This is a genomic window from Hymenobacter sp. DG25A (assembly GCF_001280305.1).
Classification (GTDB): domain Bacteria; phylum Bacteroidota; class Bacteroidia; order Cytophagales; family Hymenobacteraceae; genus Hymenobacter.
The window spans coordinates 34,515-58,489 of the sequence record NZ_CP012623.1; the positions used below are offsets into that span (position 1 = coordinate 34,515).

Here is a 23,975-nt window from a genome sequence, read left to right on the forward strand (position 1 = left end):
AAGGCTTGACAAAAGGGAAACTCATAGTACCTTTGTCACACCAAACGCCACTACGGTGGCAAACCTCAAGCGAGAGTAGCTCAGTTGGTAGAGCGCGACCTTGCCAAGGTCGAGGTCGCGAGTTCGAACCTCGTCTCCCGCTCAAAAAAAGGACGTTGCCCGCGCAGCGTCCTTTTTTATTTTTGTGCATGTTTGCTGCACGGCTGCCGGAGTGGTGGAACTGGTAGACACGAGGGACTTAAAATCCCTTGCTTTCACGAGCGTACGGGTTCGATTCCCGTCTCTGGTACGAAAAAGGCCTCAAGCGCAATGCTTGGGGCCTTTTTGTTGAGTGTATGATTTATTACGGTGAGTAGGCAGGCTCCAAGGCTGGTTTGCAGCCCGCCGCATAGCCAGAGGAAAAAACCACCGCAAATCTGGCTGAATCTCTATTTTTGAGAAAACCGGTTGATACAGCTACTGTTCAGCCAGGGTGGTTGCCTCTCTTTTACTTTTCTATCTGCTTTATATTGCAACTGCATGGATGACTACCGCGACAAAATCCGCCAGGTATTTACGGAAGTAGGCAAGGTGGTGGTGGGGCAGCAGTATATGGTCAATCGTCTGCTGATTGGCTTGTTTACCGGCGGACATATTCTGCTGGAAGGTGTGCCGGGTCTGGCCAAAACCCTCACAATTAGCACTCTTTCTAAGGTTTTGCACCTGCCGTTTCAGCGCGTGCAGTTCACCCCGGACCTATTGCCTTCTGATTTGGTGGGCACCATGATTTATAATCAGAGCCAGTCGGTTTTTGAAGTGAAGAAAGGGCCGATTTTCGCCAACCTGGTGCTGGCCGATGAAATTAACCGCTCGCCGGCCAAGGTGCAGAGTGCCCTGCTGGAAGCCATGCAGGAAAAGCAGGTCACCATCGGGGAAACCACTTACCAGCTGGATCTGCCGTTTCTGGTGCTGGCCACGCAGAACCCGGTGGAGCAGGAGGGAACCTACCCGCTGCCCGAGGCCCAGGTAGACCGCTTCATGATGAAGGTGTATGTCGACTATCTGAAGAAGGCCGATGAGCTGGAGGTGATGCGCCGCATGGCCAACCTTTCTTATGTGGGCGAGGTGAACCCGGTGCTGCACAAAGAGGACATCTTCGCCATCCGCAGCCTCATCAACCAGGTGCAGATTTCCGAAACCCTGGAGAAGTACATCATTGAGCTGGTGTTTGCCACGCGCAAACCCGCCGAGTATGACCTGGCCGAGTTTGCCCAGTATGTGCAGTTTGGCGTGAGCCCGCGGGCCAGCATTGCCCTGCACCGCGCCGCCAAAGCCGTGGCCTTCCTCGACCAGCGCGACTACGTGCTACCGGAAGACATCAAGGAAGTGGCTTCCGATGTGTTGAACCACCGCATTTTGCTTAACTACGAAGCCGAGGCCGACGGTATCCGCACGGCGGATCTGATTGAAGCCATTCTGCGCAAGGTGCCCATCAGCTAAGCCGCGTCTTCAGCGGTAGCCACAGCCGGTTGGGCCGGACGACGGAGCAGCTGCCACGCGTAGGTGGCATCTTCGCGCACCGGTAATAAATCCAGCAGGCGGATACCGGTGGCCCGCAAAAAAGCACGCACCAGATACAGTGCCGAGCAGCTGTAGGAAACGGTCATCACCAGCGCGGCTCCTCTGATTCCCCAGACCGGTACTACCGCTACACAGCCCACCAGCGTAACTGCCACGCCCAGCAGCGTAGCCAGATTATTGACGCGGTAGCGGGTAACAGCCGTAAAGTAGGTGCTGCAAATCTGACTGAGGGCAATGGCCACAACCCCCGGGGCCAGCAGCAGAATTACTGGGCGGGCACTGGTAAACTCCTGCCCGAACACCAGAGAAAGAAGCTGCGGCGGCAAAGCACACAGCACCACCACGGCAGCCACAGTCAGGAAAAGGGTCAGGCGGGTGAGGCGAAGGCCCCGGCCAACCTGGGCCTGTTTGTCATCGGCCTGCACCAGTTCCACATACTGCATAAGCGCGGTGCTGCGCGGAATCATCCAGATAGCCTCGGCCAGGGCTACTCCTACGGAGAGGATACCAACGGCACGGGCATCGGCGAAGTGGGCTACAAAATAGTAGCTGAGGCGGTAGTTGATGAAGGTAAGAATGTTGGAGAGGTGGGCTTCGCGACTATGCCGCGCCAGTTCCCGCATGGTGCCGCGGATGGGGGCGCCTGCGACCGGCGGCCTGGGCAAGCGCGCCAGCCAGCCAAAGCTGAGCAGCAAGGGCAGCCCATACGCCAGGTAACAAACCTGAAAATAGACCGACACTTCCCGCTGCCGAAACAACGCAAAGTTCAGCAGCAGCGTGCCGGCTAACAGCAGTACCGGCAGTATGCTCAGCAGGTTATAGGGCGTATTACGCCGGCGGCCCAGCAGCAGTAGCGTATTAACGGAAAGAAAAGCCTGCAGTAACGAAAGCGCCCATAAATGCAGTAAATAGGCCGGGGGCACTGACCGCAGCAAGGCCACCACCGCGGAGCCCGCCGCGCACACCAGCAAGGCCCAGCAGTATGCCGGCAGGAGCAGATGCCAGATGTTGCGGCGCGGCGCCAGATAAATCAGTGAAGAGCCGCCCAGCAGCCCAATAAAGAGTAGCAGCGCCGCACAGTCCGTCATAAACAGGCTGATGTGCCCGCGTCCGGCCGCCCCCAGATACCGCGCCGTCAGCCACACCACCCCAAAGCTGAGCAGGGCAGTCAGCAGACGGGTAGCAAAGTTGTGCAGAATGCGGCGCAGCATATAAACTTAAATGGGGCTATTGGTAGGCGACTATTTGCTGATATACTTTTAAAAAAGCGGCACCTACAGCCGGGTAGCTGAAGCGAGTTACCGCCTCGGCGCGGAGTGTGGCCGGGTCAAAGCGGCCGGGTGGAGCCTGAAGTACCGTCAGCAGCGCCTGGGCTAGGGCCTGTTCATCCCTGGGTGGTACCAGAAGGCCGCGGGAGCCATCATCCGGCAGCAGCTCCGGCACGCCATTCACCCTGGTGGCTACGGCCGGTAAGCCACTAGCCTGGGCCTCAATTAGTACGCAAGGTAAATTCTCGTAATTGGAAAACAGTACCAGGGCCTGTGCCCGCCGCATTTCATCCGCTACCTGAGCGGGTGGGAGCTTGCCCAGGAACTCCACCGTGCTATCGGCCAGCAAGCCCAACGAGCCGGCCAACTGGTGCATCTGGGCCTCCGCGGCACCATAGCCCACTATACGCAGGTGCAGCTTCAGGGCCGGATGGGTCGTGCGAAGCCGGGCTACGGTGCGTAAGGTGCCGCTCAGGTTTTTGGCTGGCTCATTAAAAGCGGCCACATGCAGCAGACCGTGCCGCTGTCCGGGCGTAGCAGGCGGGTGAAATAGCGCTGTATCTACCACATTGGGGATGATAACGGTGTGCGGGTTGATGCCGCCGAAGCGGGCCAGCGCCTGCCGCAGATCATCCGAAACAGGCGTGTACGCCGCCGCCTGCCTGACCAGTAGCCCGGCCAGCTGACGCCGCAACCACCCCAGCCGCCAGGCATTTGCCGGCTGAAAAATCGTCCAGTTTTCTGTAATCAGATAAGGTATGCCATGCCGCCACTTCAGCCACAGCGCCAGCATACCCGTCCGAAACAGAATATGGGCGTGCACCAGATTCGGGGGCTTGCCTCCCCAATGTTGGCGGACGGCCCGCAAACCACGGGCCATACACACCAGCCACAGCAGTAGTTTCAAGGGCTTATCCAGCCAGGGCAGGCCGGTAAGACGGGAACGGTAGTAATAGCGCCAGGTAGGCGTAATGCTGCTTAGGTCTGCTTCCAGTTCTATGAGCTTAGGTATAGGAGCACGGGCTACGGCGGCAAATATTACGGCCGTTTGCAGGGCCGCGTCTGCCTGCGCAATGGCCTGGATGTGCCGGGCCACGAAGTCCCCATCCTGGTCGTCGTAGCGGTTGGGGTACCACTTGGGCAGCATCAGTACGCGCGGTTTGCTCACGGCCCGCAAGCTACGGATTTAGGCGGGCGCTTCCGCTTATGCTCCCGGCGCAGTTAGGTAATGATTTGGTAATGATTAGGTCCGATTGATGTAATACTAGAAGAGGACCTTTGTGGCATAAATAACTAACATGGCCACACCTCTAACCCGAATCATCACCCTGGCACTGTTGCTGTTCAGCTTCAGCAGCCTGGAAGCCGCGGCTCAGACTGGTACTATTACCGGGGTCGTGAAAGACGAAAAAACAAAGGAGGCCATCATTGGGGCCAGCGTGGGCGTGCAGGGCACGACCATCGGCGCTTCTACTGACCTGGATGGCCACTTCACGCTGGCGAAAGTGCCGGCCGGCACTCAAACGCTCGTCATCTCCTACATCTCCTATCAAACCAAGACCATTCCTAACCTGACGGTGGAAGGTGGCAAGGCGCTGTTGGTGAATACCAGCCTCTCGGAATCAGCTCACCAGCTGGCCGATGTAGTGGTGACCGGCCAGCGCATTACCAATACGGAAGTAGCCGTTATTACGGAAGTAAAGAACGCCCAGCTGGTAGCAGTGGGCGTTTCTTCTGAGCAGATAGTGAAGTCGCAGGACCGTGACGCGGCCCAGATTGCCCGCCGCGTGCCCGGCGTTTCTATCCAGGATAACCGCTTTGTGCTGGTGCGTGGCCTCACGCAGCGCTACAACTCCGTGCTGCTGAACGACATTCTGACCCCCAGCACCGAAGTAGACAGCCGCGCTTTCTCCTTCGATATGATTCCGAGCAGCGCCATCGACCGGATGATGATTTACAAATCCGGCTCGGCCGAGCTGCCCGGCGAGTTTGCCGGTGGCGTGATTAAGCTGTACACCAAGCGTGCCCCGCAGGAAAACTTCACCAACCTGAGCATTGGCGGCGGCTTCCGCAACAAAACCACTTTAGAGCAGGTGCAGCAGGCCCAGGGCGGCAAGCTCGATTTCCTGGGTTTCGATGACGGTAAGCGCGACCTGCCCGGCAACTATCCGGTGCAGCTGCACGTGCCGCCTTTCACAGCTGAGCGCGCTGCTACCTACGCCAACCAGATGCCGAACCGCTGGGGTCTGCAATCCAAAAAGGCCCTGCCCGATTTCCGCCTGGGCTTCAACATGGGCCGCCGCTTCTCGCTGGGCGAGAAGGAGGCCGGCACCATGACCAGCCTGAACTACGGCAGCTACAACCAGTATTCCGACATCGACCTGTCCTTCTATGAAGGTCAGAAAGTGGGCCAGCAGTACAACGACCGCACCTACAGCACCAACGTGCGCTTGGGCCTGGTACAGAACTTCTGGCTGCGCGTGAACCCACGCAACTCCTTCGAGTTCAAGAACCTGTTCAATCAGATGGGTTTCTCGGAAAGCGTTACCCGCGAAGGCCAGGATATTACTTCCTCCGATAGCGACGTGCGGGCTTACTCGCAGCGCTACGAGAGCCGCAGCCTGTACTCCGGGCAGCTGCTGGGCAAGCACGAGCTGGCCAACGACAAAACCAATATCGACTGGCAGAGCGGCTTCTCCATCATTCGCCGCACCGAGCCCGACTGGCGCCGGGTGCGCTACATCCGCCCCCACGTAACACCTGGTTCTGAAGGCGTACCCGCCGAGTTTGGCGTGGCTCTGCCCTCCGACCCTAACCCCACCGATGCCGGCCGCTTCTTCTCGGAGCTGACGGAGCGCGTGGAAACAGTAGCCGCCAACCTGACGCACCAGCTGGGCCAGAAAGATTCTTCGTCTGTATCGGGAGAAGAGCGCGGCATGAAGCTGAAGGCCGGTGTGTATGCCGAGCGTAAAGACCGGGATTTTGCTTCCCGCTTCTTCGGCTATCAGGGCGTGGGCAACACCAGCGGCGTGCGTTACCTGCCCCTGGACCAGGTATTTGCCCCGGAAAACGTAACGGGCACCGAAGGTAAGTTCACGTATGAGGAAGGCACTGAGCCCAACGGCCGCTACGATGCCAGCAACACGCTGGTGGCCGGCTATGCCAGCCTGATGGTGCCGGTAGGCTCCCGCTTTACGGGTACGGTAGGTCTGCGCGCCGAGTACAACGACATCAAAGTGAACAGCCGTCGCTTGGACGGTACCCCCACCCAGGGCGGTACCAGCGTGCTCAGCCCGCTGCCCTCCCTGAACATGACCTACACCATTTCCGACAAGGCCCTGGTGCGGGCGGCCTACGCCTCCACCATCAACCGGCCGGAGTTCCGGGAGCTGGCGCCGTTCAGCTTCTATGATTTCAACCTGAACTCGAACGTGGTGGGCAACTACACGCTCAAAACTGCCAACATCCATAACCTGGATGCGCGCTGGGAATACTACCCGGCCTCCGGCGAAATGATTTCGCTGGGCGCTTTCTACAAGCAGTTCCGCAACCCCATTGAGTCGTTCCTGCTGTACACGCCTTCCGGCCTGAGCAACACCTTCGTTAACTCCAAATCAGCGCAGAACTACGGCGTGGAGCTGGAAGTGCGCAAGTCACTGTCGGAGCTGACCAACTCCAGCTTTTTGCGCCGCATCTCGCTGGTTGGTAACGCGTCCTACATCTTCAGCCGCGTAGACCTGGGCGAAACCGTACTGGCCGCCGACCTGGGCGGGGAAGTAAGCCGCGAAAACGTGGCCGACATTCAGGACCAGAAGCGTCCCCTGCAAAACCAGTCGCCTTACCTCATTAACCTGGGCGCTTACTACGATAACGTGGAAACCGGCACGCAGGTCAACCTGCTCTACAACGTAGTGGGCCCGCGCATTTTTGCGGTGGGCAACCGCCTCAACCCCACGGTGTACGAAGCTCCGCGCAACGTCATCGACCTGGTGCTGACCAAGCGCCTGAGCGAGAAGCTGGAGCTGCGCGCCGCCGTGCAGGACGTGCTTAACCAGCCCGTGAAGCTGGTGCAGGACCTCAATACCAACGCTCGCATCGATAAGAGTGACCCTGCCGTGCGCTCCTTCCGCCGCGGTGCTAATTCCACGCTGGGCCTCACGTTCAAGTTCTAATTCCGCGCTTCATACAGTACCCAACTCCCATAATTCTTTCTATGAAAAAGCTGAGTAAAGCACTGTTGGTAGCTATGATGACGGTGGCAGCGGTGAGCTGCAAAGAAGACAATCCGGACCCGATTCCGGTAGTAGTAGACAACGGCCCCCGCGACCCCCAGGGACGCGTGGTGCTGGAAGGCGAAATCAAAACCAGCCGCACGCTGCTGGCCACGGAAAAGTACCTGCTGAAAGGCTTTGTGTACGTGACCGAAGGCGTGACCCTGGAAATTCAGCCGGGCACGGTCATCTTCGGCGACAAAGACACGAAAGGCTCCCTGATTATTGAGCGCGGCGCCAAGCTGATTGCCAATGGCACGGCAGCCAAGCCCATTGTGTTCACCTCGGCCCAGGCCAAAGGCAGCCGCAAGTACGGCGACTGGGGCGGCGTGGTGCTGGTGGGCCGGGCCCCCATGAACCAGCCATCTTCTACCAAGCTGGAAGGTGGTATCCGGGGCGAGTTCGGGGGCTCTGATGCCGCTGATAACTCCGGCAGCCTGCAGTATGTGCGCATCGAGTTTGCCGGCGTGCCCCTTTCTGCCGCCGCCAACAGCGAAATCAACGGCCTGACCATGTACGGTGTGGGCGCGGGCACTAAGCTCGACTACATTCAGATTTCCTACTCCGGCGACGACTCCTACGAGTGGTTTGGCGGCAACGTAAACGCCAAGCACCTGGTGGCCTACCGGGGCTGGGACGATGATTTTGATACCGACTTTGGTTACACCGGCAAGGTGCAGTACGCCGTTTCCCTGCGCGATCCGCAGATTGCGGACCAGTCGGGCTCCAACGCCTTTGAGTCGGATAACTTCAACCCCGGCACCAAGCCCGATGGCACCATTGGCGCAAACGAAGGCATGCCCCTCACGGCACCGGTGTTCAGCAACGTCAGCGCCTTCGTAACGGCAGGTACGCCTTCCAACGCCCAGCAGTCGGGCAGCGGCGCGTACCAGTCGGGCATGCACCTGCGCCGGAACACGTCTACCAGCATCTTCAACACCGTCGTGGTGGGTTATCCGGAAGGTCTGCGCTTCGATGGCGGCCCTACCTGGGCCAATGCCCAGTCGGGCGGTATCACCCTAAGCGGGGTAGTGCTGGCCAATACCGCTACGGCGCTGGTGCCCAAGAACAATACCGATGCCTTCACGCTGGATCAGCTGACTACCTGGTTCAAGGAAACCCAGAAAGGCAATACCACCGTTCTGGGGGCGGAGCTGAGCACGCTGGGCCTCAACCCGGCCACGTTCAACCTGTTGGCGCCCAACTTCCTGCCCGAGGCTAGCTCCCCGCTGCTCACCGGCGCCGCCTTCGAAGGAAAGGCTGCTGATAGCTTCTTCGATAAAGTGACCTACAAAGGCGCCTTCGGCACCGAAAACTGGGTGCAGGGCTGGACCAACTTCACCCCCGAAAGCACCGACTACTAATAGCTGACCCCCGGGGCAGTTTGGCGAAAAGCCGGAGCTTAGGCTCCGGCTTTTTTTATGGTGGCCGGTTGAGGCTGAAAGGCACCGCCCTAGTGCGGGTTGTTTGCCGATGCTGTACTTTTAGGGCACTCACCCTTTTGTTGTGTTTGCCCCATGCTCCAATCCATGACCGGCTACGGTACCGCCACGCGCGAAACCGACCAGTATTCTCTCGTTGTCGAAGCCAAATCCCTGAACTCGAAAGGCCTGGACCTGAGCCTGCGCCTGCCGCGCTTTCTCAATGATAAGGAGCTGGAAATCCGCAACATGGTCACCCGAGCGCTGGGTCGCGGCAAAATCAACCTGAGTATCGACTTCAGCCGTCCCCGTACCACGGCATCCGTGCAGTTTGCCCTCAACCAGGAAGCCCTGGTGGCCGCTTACGAGGAGTTGTCCCGCGCGGCGGAGCTGGTAGGCGCGCCCAAAACCGACCTGTTTGCCCTGGCGCTGAAGATGCCCGGCATTGTCCAAAGCCCCACTGAAGCCGCCCGCCCCGATGAAACTGAAGCCCTGTCGTGGGAGGAGTTGCAGCCCGTAGTGCAGGAAGCGCTGGATAAGCTTAACCAGTTCCGGCAGGATGAAGGCCAGACGCTGACCACCGAAATCCTGAGCTACATTGACCGGATCCGTATTCTGTTGGCCGATGTGGACCGCCACGACCCGGTGCGGGTAGAAACCATCCGGGAAAAGCTGCGGGCCCACCTGGCCGATTTAAGCACCGCCGAGCAGTTTAATGCCAACCGCTTTGAGCAGGAATTACTTTACTATATAGAGAAGCTGGACATTGCTGAGGAGAAGGTCCGGTTGGTCAGCCATTTGCATTATTTTAACGAAACTGTGTTCCTGCCTGAGCCCACGGGCAAAAAGCTGGCGTTTATCTCACAGGAAATCGGAAGGGAAATAAATACCATCGGTTCCAAGGCAAATGACCCTGTAATTCAGCATTTAGTGGTGGAAATGAAGGAGGAGCTGGAGAAAATAAAAGAACAGATCAACAACATCCTCTAAATCCAATTGAGCTTCATTTTTCGTAGATGAGGCAGGTTAATAGAATTAAACCGATAAATATTGGGATATTAATTTTTAATGAAAAATTGAACAATTTTAGGCTTAGCTATTTAAAACGTTCTTATATTTGCCCGTACAAAACGCTGAGTATCTCCTTCATCGGTGGTTTTCACCAAAGTTGGAAGGGACCGGTGTCGGCGTCGCTAAAATATTTTTTTTGAAATACTTGCGACTCCGGATATTGTAAGTAAATTGTGTTATCCGAACAGTTGGATTATTCTACTGCGGCGGCCCTTTTCAAAGATTGATTCCATCTTTTTTCTGCCTACGACTATGAAAAAAGCTCTACTCTTCCCAGTATTCAGCCTGATGCTTGTGCTCATGGCTGCCCGTCCTGCCGCAGAAGTTGAACTTATCAAGAAGCGCGTTCTGAGTGAGCGGGTTGAGATTCTTATCCCCAAAGGTTTTGAGGTGATGAGCGAGCAGCAGATGGATTTCATCTATGCCAAAGCTCAGAGCCGTCCCAGCGTTATCTACACCAACAGCAAGGAGGCCAGCATCTCTTTCACCTACACCGATAACACGGCGGATCAGGATATGATCCAAATGTATACGGACAACTTCATCAAGACCTACTCCAAGCAGTTTCCGGACGCCAAGTGGTTTGGAAAAGGCATGAAGGAAGTGAGCGGCCGCCACGTTGGCTACCTCGAGCTGATGAAGCCTGAGTTGGGCCACGAGGTATACAACCTAATTTTCTTCACCGACGTGGAAGGCAAACTGCTCATGTGCACCTTCACCTGCGCCGACCGTCAGAAGCCCGAGTGGGAAATGGTGGCCAAGCAAATCATGAACTCCCTCAAGTCAAACGGCTAAGCTTTCCCGCTTCCCGCTCTACCCGTTAAAAAGCGACTACCCCGGAATACGCTGACCTTAGGTCGGGCTATTCCGGGGTAGTCGCTTTTTGTATAAGTCTGAACGGGTTTCTTAGTGCGCTAAGTGCGTAAGGAATTGGCTTAGCAGCTGGAATAGCTCATTATAGCGCGTAAGGGGCAGGGTTTCCGCTCTGTCGTCTACATCATGATAAGCGGCGATGCCACCCCGTGTATAGAGAAAAAAGGCCGGTACCCCCGCTTCGGAAAATGGAAAATGGTCGGAGTTGGCTGCTCTGCCGCGGGCGCTCAGTGGCCCTACGCTCGCCGGACCGGTGTTAAGCTGTTGCAGTAGTTGGTATTCCTTTGGATGCAGCGTGCCGTTCACTACCGTGGCGCCGGTATCGCCGGTGCCCACTAAATCCAGGTTCAGCAGAAACCGGACTTTATCTAACGGGAACAGCGGGTGAGCCGTGAAATAGCGCGAGCCCAGCAGGCCCGCTTCCTCCCCGCTGAAACCAATAAACACTACGGTATAGCGCAGCCGGTGGGAAGGCTGGCTCAGGTGCCGGGCCAGCTGGAGCAGCATGCTGGTACCGCTGGCATTATCATTGGCGCCCGGGAAAAAGTGGTGACGGCCCAACTCGCCCAGGTGGTCGTAGTGCGCGGTTACTACCAGTAAAGAATCGAGGCGGGCAGTGCCGGGAATGTAGCCCAGCACGTTCTGGGTGCGGTAGTTCTCCTGCAGGCAGGCATCCAGCACCAAGGTGATTTGCCTAGCGGCATGCGGCCAGGCAGGGGCGGCTACCAGCAATTTGGGCTGCGCCACTTGCCGAGGGGCGAGAGAAGCGGTGAGCTTACCGGGAACGAGAATTACCAGGGCGCGGGCCTCGCCTAGCTTTTGCGCTAGCAAGGGCTGGGCCTGAATACGTTGGTAGTCGGGCTGAGTAAGGACTAATGCTACCGCCTGCAACGGCTGCGCCAGAAACTGCTGCCGGGCCCCTTCCTGGCCTAAGGCCAGCGAATCGAAATAAACAACGGAAGCAGTGAAGCGCCCACCGGCAGATTCCGGTGCCAGGATAAAGTCCTGCCCGGGCTGCAGCTTGTGGCCGTCAACGGTAACTGCCAGCCGGCCCGGAAAGGTGTTCACGGTAAGCGGGAAGGGCTGCGTATAGGCGGCCGCGGACTTAAAAGGAACTAAGCCCAGGCTTTTAAATTGGCGGGCCAGGAAAGCCGCTGCGCGCTGGTCTCCGTGGTGCGTGTAGCCGCGCCCGTGCAGGTGCCGGGAGGTGAGGTAACGCACGGTGCGGCGTACCTCGCGCATGTCCTGGCTATGGGCAGCTTCCGGGGCTAGCGTGAGTAGGCACACGCTCAGGCCCAGCCAATGCAGGCGCTGTCGGGCTAGCTTGCATATAGCAGGCATACGCTAACGGGTAAAATCAGAAAGGGCCATCAGGCAAAACGCCGCAGGGCCAGTCTGGCCATCAGGAGGCCGGCCAGCGTGCCCAGCGCATCACTTAAAACATCGGTCCACTCCGCATAGCGGCCCAGGTCCATCACCATCTGGGTCAGCTCGATGAAGGAGCCGAACAGTGTACAGGCTACAAACAGCACGCTAACCGCATGCGCGCGCAGCCAGGGGTATTGCGTTTGCCGCTGGGCCGAGAAATAGCAAAGGATAGCCAGCACCCAGAACACGAAGGCGTGCGCTGCCGTGTAGAAGGAAAACAGCTGCCATTGGGGCTCATGCGGCATGTGGTCCCGGGGCGTGAGGGTCAGGACCAGAATGACCACCGCCCACGTCGCGGGCAGCGCGACATAGGCGCGGTGGCGGGACGTGGGCGGGGCCGGATACATCAGCAGAAAGTTTATGCGCCGATCAGCTCGCCATAGGTCTCAGCCGAGAGCAGACCTGCCAGCTCAGCCTGGTTGCCTATCGACATTTTAATCATCCAGCCGTCGCCGTAAGGGTCAGAGTTTACCAGCTCCGGGCTGCCGTCCAGCTTGTCGTTGATTTCCAGCACGGTGCCGGAAATAGGGCTGAACAGGTCTGATACCGTCTTCACGGCCTCTACCGTGCCGAATACGTCGTTCTGGGCTACCTCTTTGTCAAGGGTGTCGATATCAACATACACAATGTCGCCGAGCTCTCTCTGGGCGTGGTCGGTGATGCCAATGTAGGCAACGTCACCTTCTACGCGAATCCACTCGTGCTCTTTGGTGTACTGCAGGTTAGCGGGCAAGTTCATAGTGCTGGGGAAAGGGAAACGGATGGTGTTAGGCTAATTCAGCCTGTGTTCAAAAGTAAGATATAATGCTTGCAACGCCAGCCCCGGCGCAGAATATGCGGCCGGACATGGGCCCTGGGAATCTGAAATACGCCGCTGGCTCCTTGCTATACAAAGAACCGGGCGGCTGGTTTTCAAAATCCTTACTCCGAGAGGCTGTAGCGCAGCTGCAGGCCGCCTTCGGTGGCTGCATTGCGGTAGCCGGAGTTACCCCGCGGCTCCGAAATGAGGCGCGTAAAGTAAAACTGCAGATTCAGCCGTTGGTTTAGCACGTAGTCGATGGTGGGGCGCAGCTGCACCTGGCGGCCGCCATTGGTGGTGGTGCTGTTGGGCTGGCCCGGGTCGGTGTCCGAGACATTATTGATCCGGCGCTGAATGGTGCTGTTGTCCCGGATAGACAGGTCCAGGCGGGCCGTCAGCTCATTGCGCAGAATCCGCTGCTCGCCGCCGATGCGGAAAGGGAGCTTCAGCTGGTTGGTTACGTAGCCAAAGCCAATTACCATTTCCTCGGTGTGCACTTCCGTTACCTCGGCGTTGGTGGTGTTCAGGGAGAGGTTGCGCTCGGTGCGGTATTCTACGCGGCCGGTCACTTTTTCCAGAGTCTGGAAGTTGAGGCCCAGCAGTGGCGACATCCGCTCCAGAATACTGACCTGCCCCAACACGAAGTAGGGAATAAAGTCCCCGTTGGTATTGGTTTTCGAGGCCAGGCCCTCCGGCTCATTGTTGTACTGCGCTGAGGTAGAGTAGCTGCCTATATTATAGGTAGAGGCGTAGGCATGCGTAATAGAAACCGAGCGGAAGAAGCGTTGCATAAAGGGCAGTTCGCCCAGTCCATTATAATCAATGCGCCAGTTAGGAAGCGGCAGCATGGCAAACGGGTCAAACTTCTTGGGCTTGTATCCATCGGAAGAACGGCCGCGGTAGGCATCCAGGAAAGCCGGAATCAATACATCCTGCGAGTTAAAGCCGTAGTTGCCCGGGTTGGTGTTGGCCTTGGCCAGCTGGTCACGAATGATCTGCCGGTTGGCCACGTACCGGTCAAAGGCTTTCGACTCGGTGCCGCCCCGGCTCTGGTCACCAAACAGGGTTTGAATGGAAATGAAAGAAGTGCTGAACGAACCCGTGCCCGATGGCAGCTTATTGGCCAGCTGGAAGTTGCCATTGCCGTCGCGGTAAGGCTCCAGGGTGAGGGAGTCTATCTTCCAACGGTAGAACTCCTCCCGGTTGCGCACCGTCAGGCGGGTAGCATCCAGCTGAATGTTGAAGTCGCGGAAGGGCTCCAGCGCGGTGCGCAGGTTCAGGTTAGTGGTTTCTAGGGAGCTGAGCGGCGTGTTCAAGTAGTCGCTGCGCTCGGTGTACCAGCCATTGCTCTGCGCCCGGTTGTATAGGTCATTCAACTCATACTGACGCCCCAGGATAAAGGGCAGGCCCGGGGCATCAAAATCACTGTTCATACCCAGAAAGCGGGTTTTAGGCATGTAGCCCGGCAGCAGCGTGCCCGCCGTGCGGGTGTAAGTGAAATTGAGGCTCCGCGCCGTCATCAGGGAGCGAAGCACGCCTTTCAGCACGCGCAGCTCGGGCCCGGCAGTGGTGTCGGCGGGGGCCTGGGCTACCGGTGCCTGCGGGTTGCGCTTGGCTTCTTCCGCCGTAGGGCGGCGCGGGGGGGGCGGGGCATTGTTGATGATGTTAAGAAAGCGCACTTTGTTGTAGAGCTTCACCAGGTCAATACGGCCATTGGCGCTGAGCTCGGCATTATTCTGAATGGTATTGCCCAAATTGAGCGGCTCGGTTTCGCTATCTGGGTTGGTGGGGTCCTTTGGTGCTGTGAGGGCGGTAGACGCGGCCTGCCAAGAGTAATTTGCGGCGTAGCGCGTGTCGGCGCTCAGCCAGTCCGTCAGCGGAAACTTGTCCAGCGGCAGGCGGTAGGTAAGCGCTATGGTCTGGTTGAAATTGGTGGTGCGGCCCCCGCGCTTCAGGTTTTTCCACAGTTGGGTACGGTTGCGGCGGGAGATGTCATCGTCGCCGATGGTGCGGCCGGGGCCTTCATCAATGGTACCGCGGTTGGCGGCCGTATAGTCCAGGGCCAGGCTCTTGGTCAGGTCCCACTTCAGATCATAAATCCGGTTGAAGAAGAAGCTTTTCTGGAATACGCCCGGAATACCCTCGGCCGAGGGCACCTGGCCCGGCAGCGTGGTGCGCTGCAGGAACCGCTCGTTGTAGCGGCGGTCCAGGTCGGCGCGGAAGGCAAAGCGGCTGGGCAGGGGCGTGAAGTTCAACTCCTGCAGCATTTTCAGGTACGGCGACTCCAGGGCCTTGACACCTGCCAGCGGCGTGTAGCTTTTGGGCGTGGTCTGGTAGGTGTAGGCCAGCGCGGCATTGAAGGTTTTGGTGAAGTCCCGGTCCGTGCGAATGTCGGTGTGCAGCTGCTCATTCAGGGAGTAGCTCAGCGCGAAGTTCTCGATATCATACGGGCGTACTTTCTTCTCCGGGTTCACGCGCTCCTTGCGCAGGTTCAGCACGCTAATGCTGCGGCTGCGCGTCTGGTCGGTTACTTCCTTGCGGTAGGTATCCCGCTCACTGCTGGTTTCAAACTTCTCCAGCGACTGTTTTAGCTCCACATCGGGGTCCAGCGGGTCGTAGCGGGGAGAGCGGGACTCCGTGCCGGCCTGCACCAGCACCGGAATGCGCAGGCCCAGCTTACTGGGCAGCAGCTTTTCGGCCGCTACGGTGGCGTTCAGGTCGCCGCGGGCTACATCGTCCAGGGAGCGTTGCTGCACCTTGTCTTGCAGGCCGCCAAAGCCCACCGTAAGGTAGCTGCCGGTAGCTGTTACGTTGGCCAGATCAGCCAGCTGGGTATTGAAGCGGGCGGTAGCGGCCCAGCCGGCGGTGCGGTCAAAGTCATCCACGCGCAGCTCATCAGCCCATATACACACCGACTGCTCGGCGCCGTCATTGGTGGGGTTGAACACGCCAATCAGCACGCCCTGCACCTCCGAGAAATCAGGGTTGCCCACGATGGTAATGGTGCGGCCATCGGCCAGCTGTTTTACATAAGGCACCTGCAGGTTGGCGCCGCCCACCGTCTTGTAGCGCTCCATTTTGGCATCTACAAACTCCTGAAAGGCAATATCAATGTTGTTGGCTGGGTCCCAGATTTCTGTCTCGTTGATGCTGCCCTGGGGCGTAATTTTCAGCGGCAGCGAGTACTCATAGTAGTTCTGGGTATAGTCGGTGCCAATGCGCACAATGGCGCGGACCTGGTCGTTGCGGGTGCCGGTTTCGCTTTCGGCGTGCAGGAACATGCGCAGCCGCTTATAGCGCAGCATGTTAATGCTCACATTCTTGTAGGCGGCCTTGCCGTAGCCTTCGCGCAGGCCTTCCACGCACAGGCGCAGGCTTTGCTCGTTCTGCTGCCGGTTTACGGTGCTGGAGCCATACTCCCGGTCGCGGCGGATGCCGGGCGGCAGCACGTAGGGAATGGCATCCGTTACCGCATTGGTGCTGGAGCTGCCATTCTCTTCCAGACTCACCGTCGATATGGCAAAGGCATCGACGTCGGCATCCGTATTCACGTTAGGCTTGCCGGGCTCGGCCACGGTGCCCAGGAAGCGGCGCCACTGGTTGGCCACAAACTGCATCTGCACAAAGCGCAGCACGGCAGGCTGCTGCCACTGCGTGAGATACAGCCGCATAAACCGGATGGACTTAAAGCCGAAGGGCTGCCCATCGGGGGTGCCGCGCACGGCCGTAGGCTGCCGCACCGGCACCCGGAACTGGTACCACGTTATGGCGTCGCCGTTTACGTTTTTCGAGACTTTGTCTACAATGAAGTTCTCGCCCACGCGCAGCTGGCCGGGCTTTAGGGAAATCTTGTATTCGTAGTAGCGCTCCGTGTCGGAAATGACGTTGTCGCGGTTCAGGTCTTCCTTATCGGGCAGGGGCGTGGAGCTTTGCTGGCTGTTCTCCGGCGAGTTGGCCTCCATGCCGTTGTACTCCTTGTAGCGGCCCAGAATCTTAATGTCGCGGCCGCCGGAATTGTAGTAGTCGTTCAGGTGGTGGCGGAAGTCATCGGCCGAGGGGTCTTCCAAAGTGCTATACACGCCCTGGAAGAAGGTTTTTTCCTCTGTATCATTGAGGCCATCCAGCCCGATATCCTGGCGGTTGCGGCCGCCGGGGGCCGTAGAAAAGGCATCGGTCAGAAACTGCTGGGTGCTCACGCGGCCCCACTCCGTGCGCTCCGTATCCCGCTCGGGGTTGGCTTCATCATCGGAAAGGCCATTCTCAAACTCGTAGCGGCTCTGGTCCTTCAGCACATCCTCCGACACAGCGCCCAGATTCAGGTACAGCTCGCCGCCGGTGGTGTTGTTCACAGCCGGGTGCTCACTATCGTCAATCAGGCCGTTCTTGCCTTTGATGAAAGGGTCCATCAGCCAGAACTCCAGGTACTCTACGTTGGCGTTGTCGAAGTCCGTATCAAAGGTGATTTCGCGGCTGATGCCGGCGTAGTTTTTATCCGGCGCGGGCAGCGTTTTACCATCGGCGCCCACGGCCGGGTTGTAGTTATAGGGGCCGCGCTCGGTGGGGAAATACGCCAGGTCCAGGGGGTACTCGTAGCCGTTGCCCAGAGTGCCGTTGTCGCGGTTAGGGAAAATCTCCGTGCGCGCAATGCCGCGGGTGTAGTGGTTCAGCAGGTCGGCGGCCCGGATGTTGTTGGGCTTGCTGGAGCCGTTGTTGTAGTACGATTGATCAATGGTGTACCAGGCCAGCTTGGCCCGATTGTAGGCCGATGCCAAACCAGTGCCTTGCAGCAGTGGCAGGGGCGTGGCCGCCAGCCGCCAGGAGGTGATGGAGCTGATGCCGCTGAGCGTGTAGGGCGTGCGCGCCCCTTCAAAGTCATCGACATAGGAAACCCCATTCTCGCCGCGGCCCAGCTTGGTTTTGCCCGGCACCAGCTGCGCAAACTCCCCGCTAAAGGCGACCGACGAAGGCGCTTTGGTTTCAATCAGCGGCAGCATGTCCAGGTACTTGGTCAGCACCCGTGATTCGCGCCGCATGTTCACGTCCAGCCCGTACATGGTGTTATTGCCGGGCTCGTCGCCGATGTTGACGCGGTTGATGCCCGGAGCCTGATTTTCTACCAGGTGCAGCACGGTGCCGCCAAAATTGATGTCCTCAGTGAGGCGATAATCAAACCGGGCGCCCAGCAGGCGGCGGGGCTGCACCTGCACCAGGGCATCTTTCTCAAATGCTACGCGCAGTTCGTTGGCCGCATTCAGATAGGCCGGATTCAGAATTTTAACCTTGGCCTGATCATAAAATACCTGATAATCGGTGCCTTCCTGCAGCAGCGTGCTGCCGGAGTACACCCGCACCGAGCCCTCTGCTACCCGGATGCCGGGCAGGCTGATTTCATCGGTAGAAGTAGCCTGGTAGCGGCCCTGCAGGTAGAATTTGTCCTTCTCCTGCCGTTGCTGCGCGTCGCTCTGGGTCTGCTCGTAGAGCTCCTGGTACACGTATTTGTCTACCAGGCCTTTCTCGGTTACGGTGTCAAACTTGCTCTTCAGGTAAGAACCAAAGGGCTCTACTTCCGGAAAGATGATGCGACCTTGCTCGGGGTCCACGGTAATGCCGGTCAGGAAGTCGAAGTTGCCGTCGGCTGGCCGGTCGTTGTTGGCGTTTACGTTGTCGAGGTTGAAAACCTGCACCAACGGAATGTTTTTCACCTTCTCGCCTTCCTTCAGCGAAATCAGGTCAATGCCCGACGCATCATCCTTATAGATAATATCGAGGCGGAAGTTGTCCCGGTTTAGCTGATTGGCATTGAGGGAGTAGATGTTTTTCATCATCAAATCCCAGGTGGGAAACTGCAGCGCCGGGTTGGTGCTCTTCAGCATTTTCAGGAACACCACCTCGTCCTGCTGCACATCGGGGCCGTACTCGTTTACGGTTTCGCCTACCTGATATACGCGGCCATTGTAGGTATACTCGTAGGAAACGGCCAAAACCTGCTCCGGCAGCAGCGAGGTATTCAGGGAGAGGTAGCCCAGCTGCGCGTTAAAGGTGTACTCGCGGGGGTCGAGCCGGCGGGCCCGCACGTGCTCATAGTCCACGGATTTAGACAACCCCAGCGAATTCAGAAAGGTATCGGTGGTGAGGTTGCTGCGGGCGCTCTGGCCCCCGGCTATCACCGTTTGAAACTCCTTGTTGGCATCATTGGCAGCCGGAGTACGCGGGGGCTGCTGCTTGCTGAACAGCTCATTGCGGTATATCACGCGGGGTTCACCCAGGTCCATGAGGCTGACCACGTTGCGCAGATTATCCGTAGCGCGGTTGTCGTTGGTCACGTACACCTCCAGCCGCCGGATTTCTATGCCCGACTGAATGGTGGGCAGGTTGCGCAGGGAAGCATCGTACCGGTCGCGGAAAAACTGCGACAGGAAGAAGTGCCGGTCCCGCTCGTACTGGCTGGCTTTAATCTCGAAGGGGCGGCTCTGGCCGCCGTTCTGCACGCGCACCTCATCAGCCTGGCCGCGCAGGGTGGCGGCCACGGCCGTTACGGCCAGCTTGCCAAACTGCAGCTGGGTTTTCACCCCAAACAAATTCTGCCCGCCCTGAATAAGCGAGTTATTGAGCGGCAAGCTCACGTTGCCCAGCTCAATCTTGCGGATAATGTCTGTATCGAAGCCCGTGAAATCGAGCTTCATGTTGTTCTCGAAGTCGAAAGCCGCCTTCGTATCGTAGTTGAGCGTTACCCGCAGCTTCTCACCAATCTGGCCGGCGAGGTTCAGGTTCATTTGCTGCTCAAAGTTGAAGTCGCCGGTTTTCTGCTGGCGCAGGGTGAGCGTGGGGTTGCGGTTGCGGTTGAACTTGGCGCCCGCGCGCACGGTAACCGAGCCATTGGGGCGGATATCCACGAAGCTGCCGCCAAAAATACGGTCGGCGGCCGGGCCCAGGTAGATTTTAGGAATCAGGCGCTGGGCTACAGCCGGCGTGTTGGCCTCGCCAGCTACGCCACCCGCCGCCTTATTGCGGAAGTAGTTGCGGATGGTTTGCTGTTCCTGCCAGCGGGAATACTCCTCAAACGTCATCCGCGTGGGGTCGCGGTAGTTGATGCTGTCCCCCACGGTTTCCGACAGGTCCACGCCCTGCAGGCTGTCGTCCACGGTCACGTTCAGGTTCACGTTGGAAGGCAGATCCAGCAGCAGCGGCGACTCGCGGCGCTGCGGGCTCAGGCGGTTGCCCACCCGGTCGGCCGGGGCCACTTTGGGGCGGCGGCTGGGCCGGTAGCGGCTGGTATCGGCCGGCAATACCGTGCGCGGCGTATCCACAGCCAGCATCAACCGGCCTGCTGACCATAGGTCCTGAAATGCAAAAGCGCCGGCTCCGGTGGCCTCAGCCTGCGACCACCAAGCCAGTAGTGACGCAAAAACGACGGATACGGCGGTAAAGGAGTGCTTACCGGTATTCAATTGTCAGCAGGGACAGGGGGATTCCTAATGGGACTTAAGGGCAAATTTAATTAATTCTTCCACGCTCAGATCATTACCATGGCGATGCTGTATCTGGTCTAATTGTTTCTCGGCAGCCGTCCGGGCAAAGCCCAGGGTAACCAAAGCTGCTAACGCCTCCGAGCGGTTGGTATTGTGCTGGCGCGCCAAAGGCACCGTATCATAGCCGGCTTTTGCCAAAAGCTCCTCCTTGCGGAATTTGTCTTTCAGCTCCAGCACCACGCGCTGGGCCGTTTTGGGCCCCACGCCTTTAATACTCTGGATAGAGCGCACATCTTCCTGCACAATGGCCTGCCGGATTTCCCCCACCGACATGGAAGATACCATGACAATGCCCGTGCCCGGCCCAATGCCCGACACAGAAATCAGCTGCATAAACAGCGACTTTTCGTTGGGGTCGAGGAACCCGTACAGCGCCTGCGCGTCTTCCTTAATATGCTGATAGGTATAGAGTTTCGCTTTTTCGCCCTCGGCCGGCAACTTGGAATAAGTGGCCAGAGAGATTTTTACTTCATATCCCAGGCCGTTGAGGTCGATAATGGCTAGGGTAGGATCTTTATAAGCTAGTTTACCGTCGAGGTAGGCAATCATGCAGTTGAAAAGTAAAAGCGGAAAGGAAGGAGGAGCGGGCTACGAGCCCAGAAGGTAAGAAACTAACACCAGAAAGCCGGTTTTCTATCCTGTAAACTGCACTATTGGGAAATAAAATGGCCGTAACGCAACCCTCCGAAAAGCGTTGCGCTACGGCCATAAGTTTAGAGCCTACAGTCCCCGCTGCGGTTCCTGAGCGTCTACTACCGCAATAGCGGCCATGTTCACAATTTCCCGTACCGAGGCGCCCAACTGCAGAATGTGCACCGGCTTGCGCATGCCCATCAGCACCGGCCCGATTACCTCGGCCCCGCCAATTTCCTGGATGACCTTATAGGCAATGTTGCCGCTGATAACGTTCGGAAAAATGAGGGTGTTGGCGCCGCCTTTGTTGGCCAGCTCGGAGAAGGGATACTGCTCGCGCAGTAGTTCCGGGTTCAGGGCCGTGTTGGCCTGCATCTCGCCATCAATAATGAGCTCCGGGTAGCGTTTTTTGGCCAGCTCGGTGGCTTTGCGGGCCTTGTCGGGCAGATCGCCGGGGTTGGATCCGAAGTTGGAGTAGCTGATAACGGCCACGCGCGGCTCGGCATCAAAGAAGCGCACGGCGCGGGCCGTGAGGCCAATAATGTCCACCATCTCCTCGGCCGTGGGGTCGATGTTCACGGTGGTATCAGCGAAGAAGAACGGGCCTTTCTTGTGCTGAATGATGTACATAGACGCCACGCGCTTCACGCCGGCTTCCACTCCAATCACCTGCAGAGAAGGTACAATGGACTTGCCGTAGTCCTTGCTCAGACCGGTAATAAAGGCATCGGCCTCACCAGTTTCCAGCATCATAGAGCCGTAGTAGTTCCGCTCCCGTAGCAGGCGGCGGCCTTCGTAGAGCGTAATGCCCCGGCGCTGGCGCTTCTGGTAGAGCAGGTTGGCATACTCTTCGCGCTTGGCGTCCTGCTGCAGAATGTCAATAATTTCGCAGCCTTCCAGGTCTAGGCTGTTTTCGGCGGCCAAGCGCGCAATTTTGTTGCGGTTGCCCAGCAGAATGGGCTTGGCAATGCCTTCTTCGCTGAGGATCTGGGCGGCTTTGAGGGTTTTATAGCTGTCGCCATCGGCAAAAACCACGCGCTTGGGGTTGCTGCGGGCGGCCTGCGTGATGCGGTTCATCAGCTTCTGGTTTACGCCCAGGCGGCTGCGCAGCTCGTCTTCATACGCCAAAAAATCATCAATCTGAATGCGGGCCACGCCGCTGTCCATAGCGGCTTTGGCTACGGCCGGGCTCACGGTGGTAATCAGACGGGGGTCCAGCGGCTTGGGAATGAGATAAGTGCGGCCAAACGCCAGCGTGTTGTCGCCGTAGGCGCGGTTTACCATATCCGGCACCGCTTCCTTCGCCAGCTCCGACAGCGCTTTCACCGCCGCCAACTTCATGGCCTCATTGATTTCCGTAGCGCGCACATCCAAAGCCCCCCGGAAAATGTAGGGGAAGCCCAGCACGTTGTTTACCTGGTTGGGGTGGTCGGAGCGGCCGGTAGCCATGATAATGTCCGGGCGGGTGGCCATGGCCAGCTCATAGGGGATTTCCGGGTCGGGGTTGGCCAGCGCAAACACAATGGGGTTGTCGGCCATCAGTAGGAGCAGCTCGGCAGGCAGCACATTGGCGGCGGACAGGCCCAGGAATACGTCGGCGCCTTCCATGGCCTCGGCCAGTTTGGTAATGGGGCGCTGGGTGGCAAACTGGAACTGCAGCGGGTCGAGGTCGGTGCGGCTGGAGTTTATCACCCCATCCTTATCAAAAACCACTACGTTTTCCAGCTTCAGGCCCAGCGCCAGATACAGGCGCAGGCAGGAAATGGCCGCTGCACCGGCGCCGCTTACGACCAGCTTAATTTCGTCAATGCGCTTGCCAACCACTTCCAGACCGTTGAGCAGCGCCGCCGAGGAAATGATGGCGGTGCCGTGCTGGTCGTCGTGCATCAGCGGAATGTTCATCTTCTCCCGCAGCTCCGTTTCAATACGGAAGCACTCCGGGGCCTTAATGTCTTCCAGGTTGATGCCGCCGAAGGTGGGCTCCAGGGCCTTTACAATCCGGATGAACTCGTCGGGGTCGGTGGCATCAATTTCAATATCAAAGCAGTCGATGCCGGCAAACTTCTTGAACAGTACGCCTTTGCCTTCCATCACGGGCTTGCTGGCTTCGGGGCCGATGTTGCCTAGGCCCAGCACGGCCGTTCCGTTGCTGATAACGGCGACCAGGTTGCCCTTGGCGGTGTACTTATAAACGGCGTCCTTATCGGCGGCAATTTCCTTGCAGGGCTCGGCAACTCCCGGAGAGTAGGCCAGCGCCAGATCCAGCTGGGTACTGACGGGCTTGGTGGGAACAACTTCAATCTTGCCGGCGGGCGTGCGGGAGTGATAATCCAGCGCTTCCTGTTTATTTATTTTCAGCATGCGTGCAATGGTAGGGTGGTTCCTCGGGTGTGAGGCAAGAAGCAAGTTGGGGCGAATTTGGCCGGAATCAAAGTTTGCGCGGCATGCAGCGTAAACGAAACCGCCCCGGACCAGGGAGGGCCGGGGCGGATAAAACAGAAGGAAAAGAAGCCTTATTTACTTGAGTGGCATGTTCTTAAAACTGCCTCCTATTTCCAGGTTGCAACGTCTTATCGGGCTGGGGCCCCAGTTGCTGTCATAGGGGTCAGAAATGTTATCCATAGTCACCTCATACTCCCCACTAATCAGACGGCGCTGGCGGTCAAAGGCGGTAATCTTCAGATAGCCTGACAGCTGGTGCATATGGCTGCCGTAGATGCTGCCTTGGGTGCTGCCCGGTGCTTCTGCCCGCGTAAATACGTACCATACATCTGCTACACCTTCAGCCGGGTTCGGCAATGATTGAAGAGTATAAGTACCTGTCAGTCCACTGGTAAGCTGCTGGCCCGGGAGGGTAAAGGTAATGGCATCCGGGCCGGCGCTGCCGGAAAAATGCAGGGTAAGTTCCTGCTCACTCAAGGCGCCGCTGGTTTTGATTTCGATGGGGGCATAGCGTATCCCTGTTGTTTCTGCAGTAGCCGGATAATAAATGCTACGGTATAAGGCAAACTCGGCCGCCGGAACCGGGGCCGGTTGTGGCTCATCTTCTTTAGAGCCGCAGCCCATCGTACTTAGCGTGAGAGCTGCCAGGAAAGTAAGGCGTCGAAGTAGTTGCATAAATA

At 58.2% G+C, this 23,975-nt stretch carries 14 protein-coding genes and 2 tRNA genes; 7 read left to right on the forward strand and 9 right to left on the reverse strand.

Annotated elements, in window-relative coordinates; genetic code table 11:
* The first annotated feature begins 69 nt into the window (after positions 1-69).
* From AM218_RS00155 to AM218_RS00165, 3 genes are all read left to right on the forward strand, one after another.
* A tRNA-Gly gene (locus AM218_RS00155) sits at positions 70-142 on the forward strand.
* 63 nt (positions 143-205) lie between these two features.
* Positions 206-289, forward strand: a tRNA-Leu gene (locus AM218_RS00160).
* Positions 290-519: 230 nt separating this feature from the next.
* Complete coding sequence (locus AM218_RS00165; protein WP_054410762.1) at positions 520-1,479, forward strand: AAA family ATPase; 960 nt, start codon at positions 520-522, stop codon at positions 1,477-1,479.
* Here the strand turns inward: AM218_RS00165 and AM218_RS00170 are convergent.
* Both AM218_RS00170 and AM218_RS00175 read right to left on the reverse strand, forming a co-directional pair.
* On the reverse strand, positions 1,476-2,771 hold the full coding sequence (locus AM218_RS00170) for a lipopolysaccharide biosynthesis protein (RefSeq protein ID WP_054410764.1): 1,296 nt from the start codon (positions 2,769-2,771) through the stop codon (positions 1,476-1,478). The genes AM218_RS00165 and AM218_RS00170 overlap by 4 nt on opposite strands.
* A gap of 16 nt (positions 2,772-2,787) precedes the next feature.
* Positions 2,788-3,996, reverse strand: a complete 1,209-nt coding sequence (locus AM218_RS00175; protein ID WP_157547450.1) for a glycosyltransferase — start codon at positions 3,994-3,996, stop codon at positions 2,788-2,790.
* Between the two features lie 130 nt (positions 3,997-4,126).
* Between AM218_RS00175 and AM218_RS00180 the strand changes: the two genes are divergently transcribed.
* The 4 genes from AM218_RS00180 (at position 4,127) to AM218_RS00195 (ending at position 10,386) form a co-directional block, all read left to right on the forward strand.
* Complete coding sequence (locus tag AM218_RS00180) at positions 4,127-7,000, forward strand: TonB-dependent receptor (RefSeq protein ID WP_071843648.1); 2,874 nt, start codon at positions 4,127-4,129, stop codon at positions 6,998-7,000.
* A 41-nt stretch (positions 7,001-7,041) separates the two neighbouring features.
* Positions 7,042-8,463, forward strand: coding sequence for a beta-helix domain-containing protein (locus tag AM218_RS00185; protein WP_054410770.1), 1,422 nt, complete (start codon positions 7,042-7,044; stop codon positions 8,461-8,463).
* Between the two features lie 153 nt (positions 8,464-8,616).
* A complete protein-coding gene (locus tag AM218_RS00190; protein WP_054410772.1) occupies positions 8,617-9,510 on the forward strand; it encodes a YicC/YloC family endoribonuclease in 894 nt (297 codons plus the stop codon).
* A gap of 333 nt (positions 9,511-9,843) precedes the next feature.
* Entirely contained in the window at positions 9,844-10,386 is a 543-nt protein-coding gene (locus tag AM218_RS00195) for a hypothetical protein (protein WP_054410774.1), read from the forward strand.
* A gap of 111 nt (positions 10,387-10,497) precedes the next feature.
* Here the strand turns inward: AM218_RS00195 and AM218_RS00200 are convergent, their stop codons facing one another.
* The 7 genes from AM218_RS00200 to AM218_RS00230 all read right to left on the reverse strand — a co-directional run bounded on the left by AM218_RS00200 (position 10,498) and on the right by AM218_RS00230 (position 23,970).
* On the reverse strand, positions 10,498-11,805 hold the full coding sequence (locus tag AM218_RS00200; protein ID WP_082317978.1) for a M28 family metallopeptidase: 1,308 nt from the start codon (positions 11,803-11,805) through the stop codon (positions 10,498-10,500).
* A gap of 29 nt (positions 11,806-11,834) precedes the next feature.
* Positions 11,835-12,239, reverse strand: coding sequence for a VanZ family protein (locus AM218_RS00205; RefSeq protein ID WP_054410777.1), 405 nt, complete (start codon positions 12,237-12,239; stop codon positions 11,835-11,837).
* 11 nt (positions 12,240-12,250) lie between these two features.
* Positions 12,251-12,631 carry a glycine cleavage system protein GcvH gene (gene gcvH / locus AM218_RS00210; protein ID WP_054410779.1) on the reverse strand — a complete coding sequence of 127 codons (381 nt, stop codon included), beginning with the start codon at positions 12,629-12,631 and terminating at the stop codon, positions 12,251-12,253.
* A gap of 182 nt (positions 12,632-12,813) precedes the next feature.
* A complete protein-coding gene (gene sov / locus AM218_RS00215; protein WP_082317979.1) occupies positions 12,814-20,007 on the reverse strand; it encodes a T9SS outer membrane translocon Sov/SprA in 7,194 nt (2,397 codons plus the stop codon).
* Between the two features lie 156 nt (positions 20,008-20,163).
* Complete coding sequence (ruvA, locus tag AM218_RS00220) at positions 20,164-20,769, reverse strand: Holliday junction branch migration protein RuvA (RefSeq protein WP_054410783.1); 606 nt, start codon at positions 20,767-20,769, stop codon at positions 20,164-20,166.
* A gap of 171 nt (positions 20,770-20,940) precedes the next feature.
* The gene (locus AM218_RS00225) at positions 20,941-23,214 is read right to left on the reverse strand and encodes an NADP-dependent malic enzyme (RefSeq protein ID WP_197273990.1); all 2,274 of its coding nucleotides are present in this window, start codon (positions 23,212-23,214) and stop codon (positions 20,941-20,943) included.
* A 156-nt stretch (positions 23,215-23,370) separates the two neighbouring features.
* Complete coding sequence (locus AM218_RS00230; protein ID WP_157547451.1) at positions 23,371-23,970, reverse strand: hypothetical protein; 600 nt, start codon at positions 23,968-23,970, stop codon at positions 23,371-23,373.
* Between the last annotated feature and the right edge of the window lie 5 nt (positions 23,971-23,975).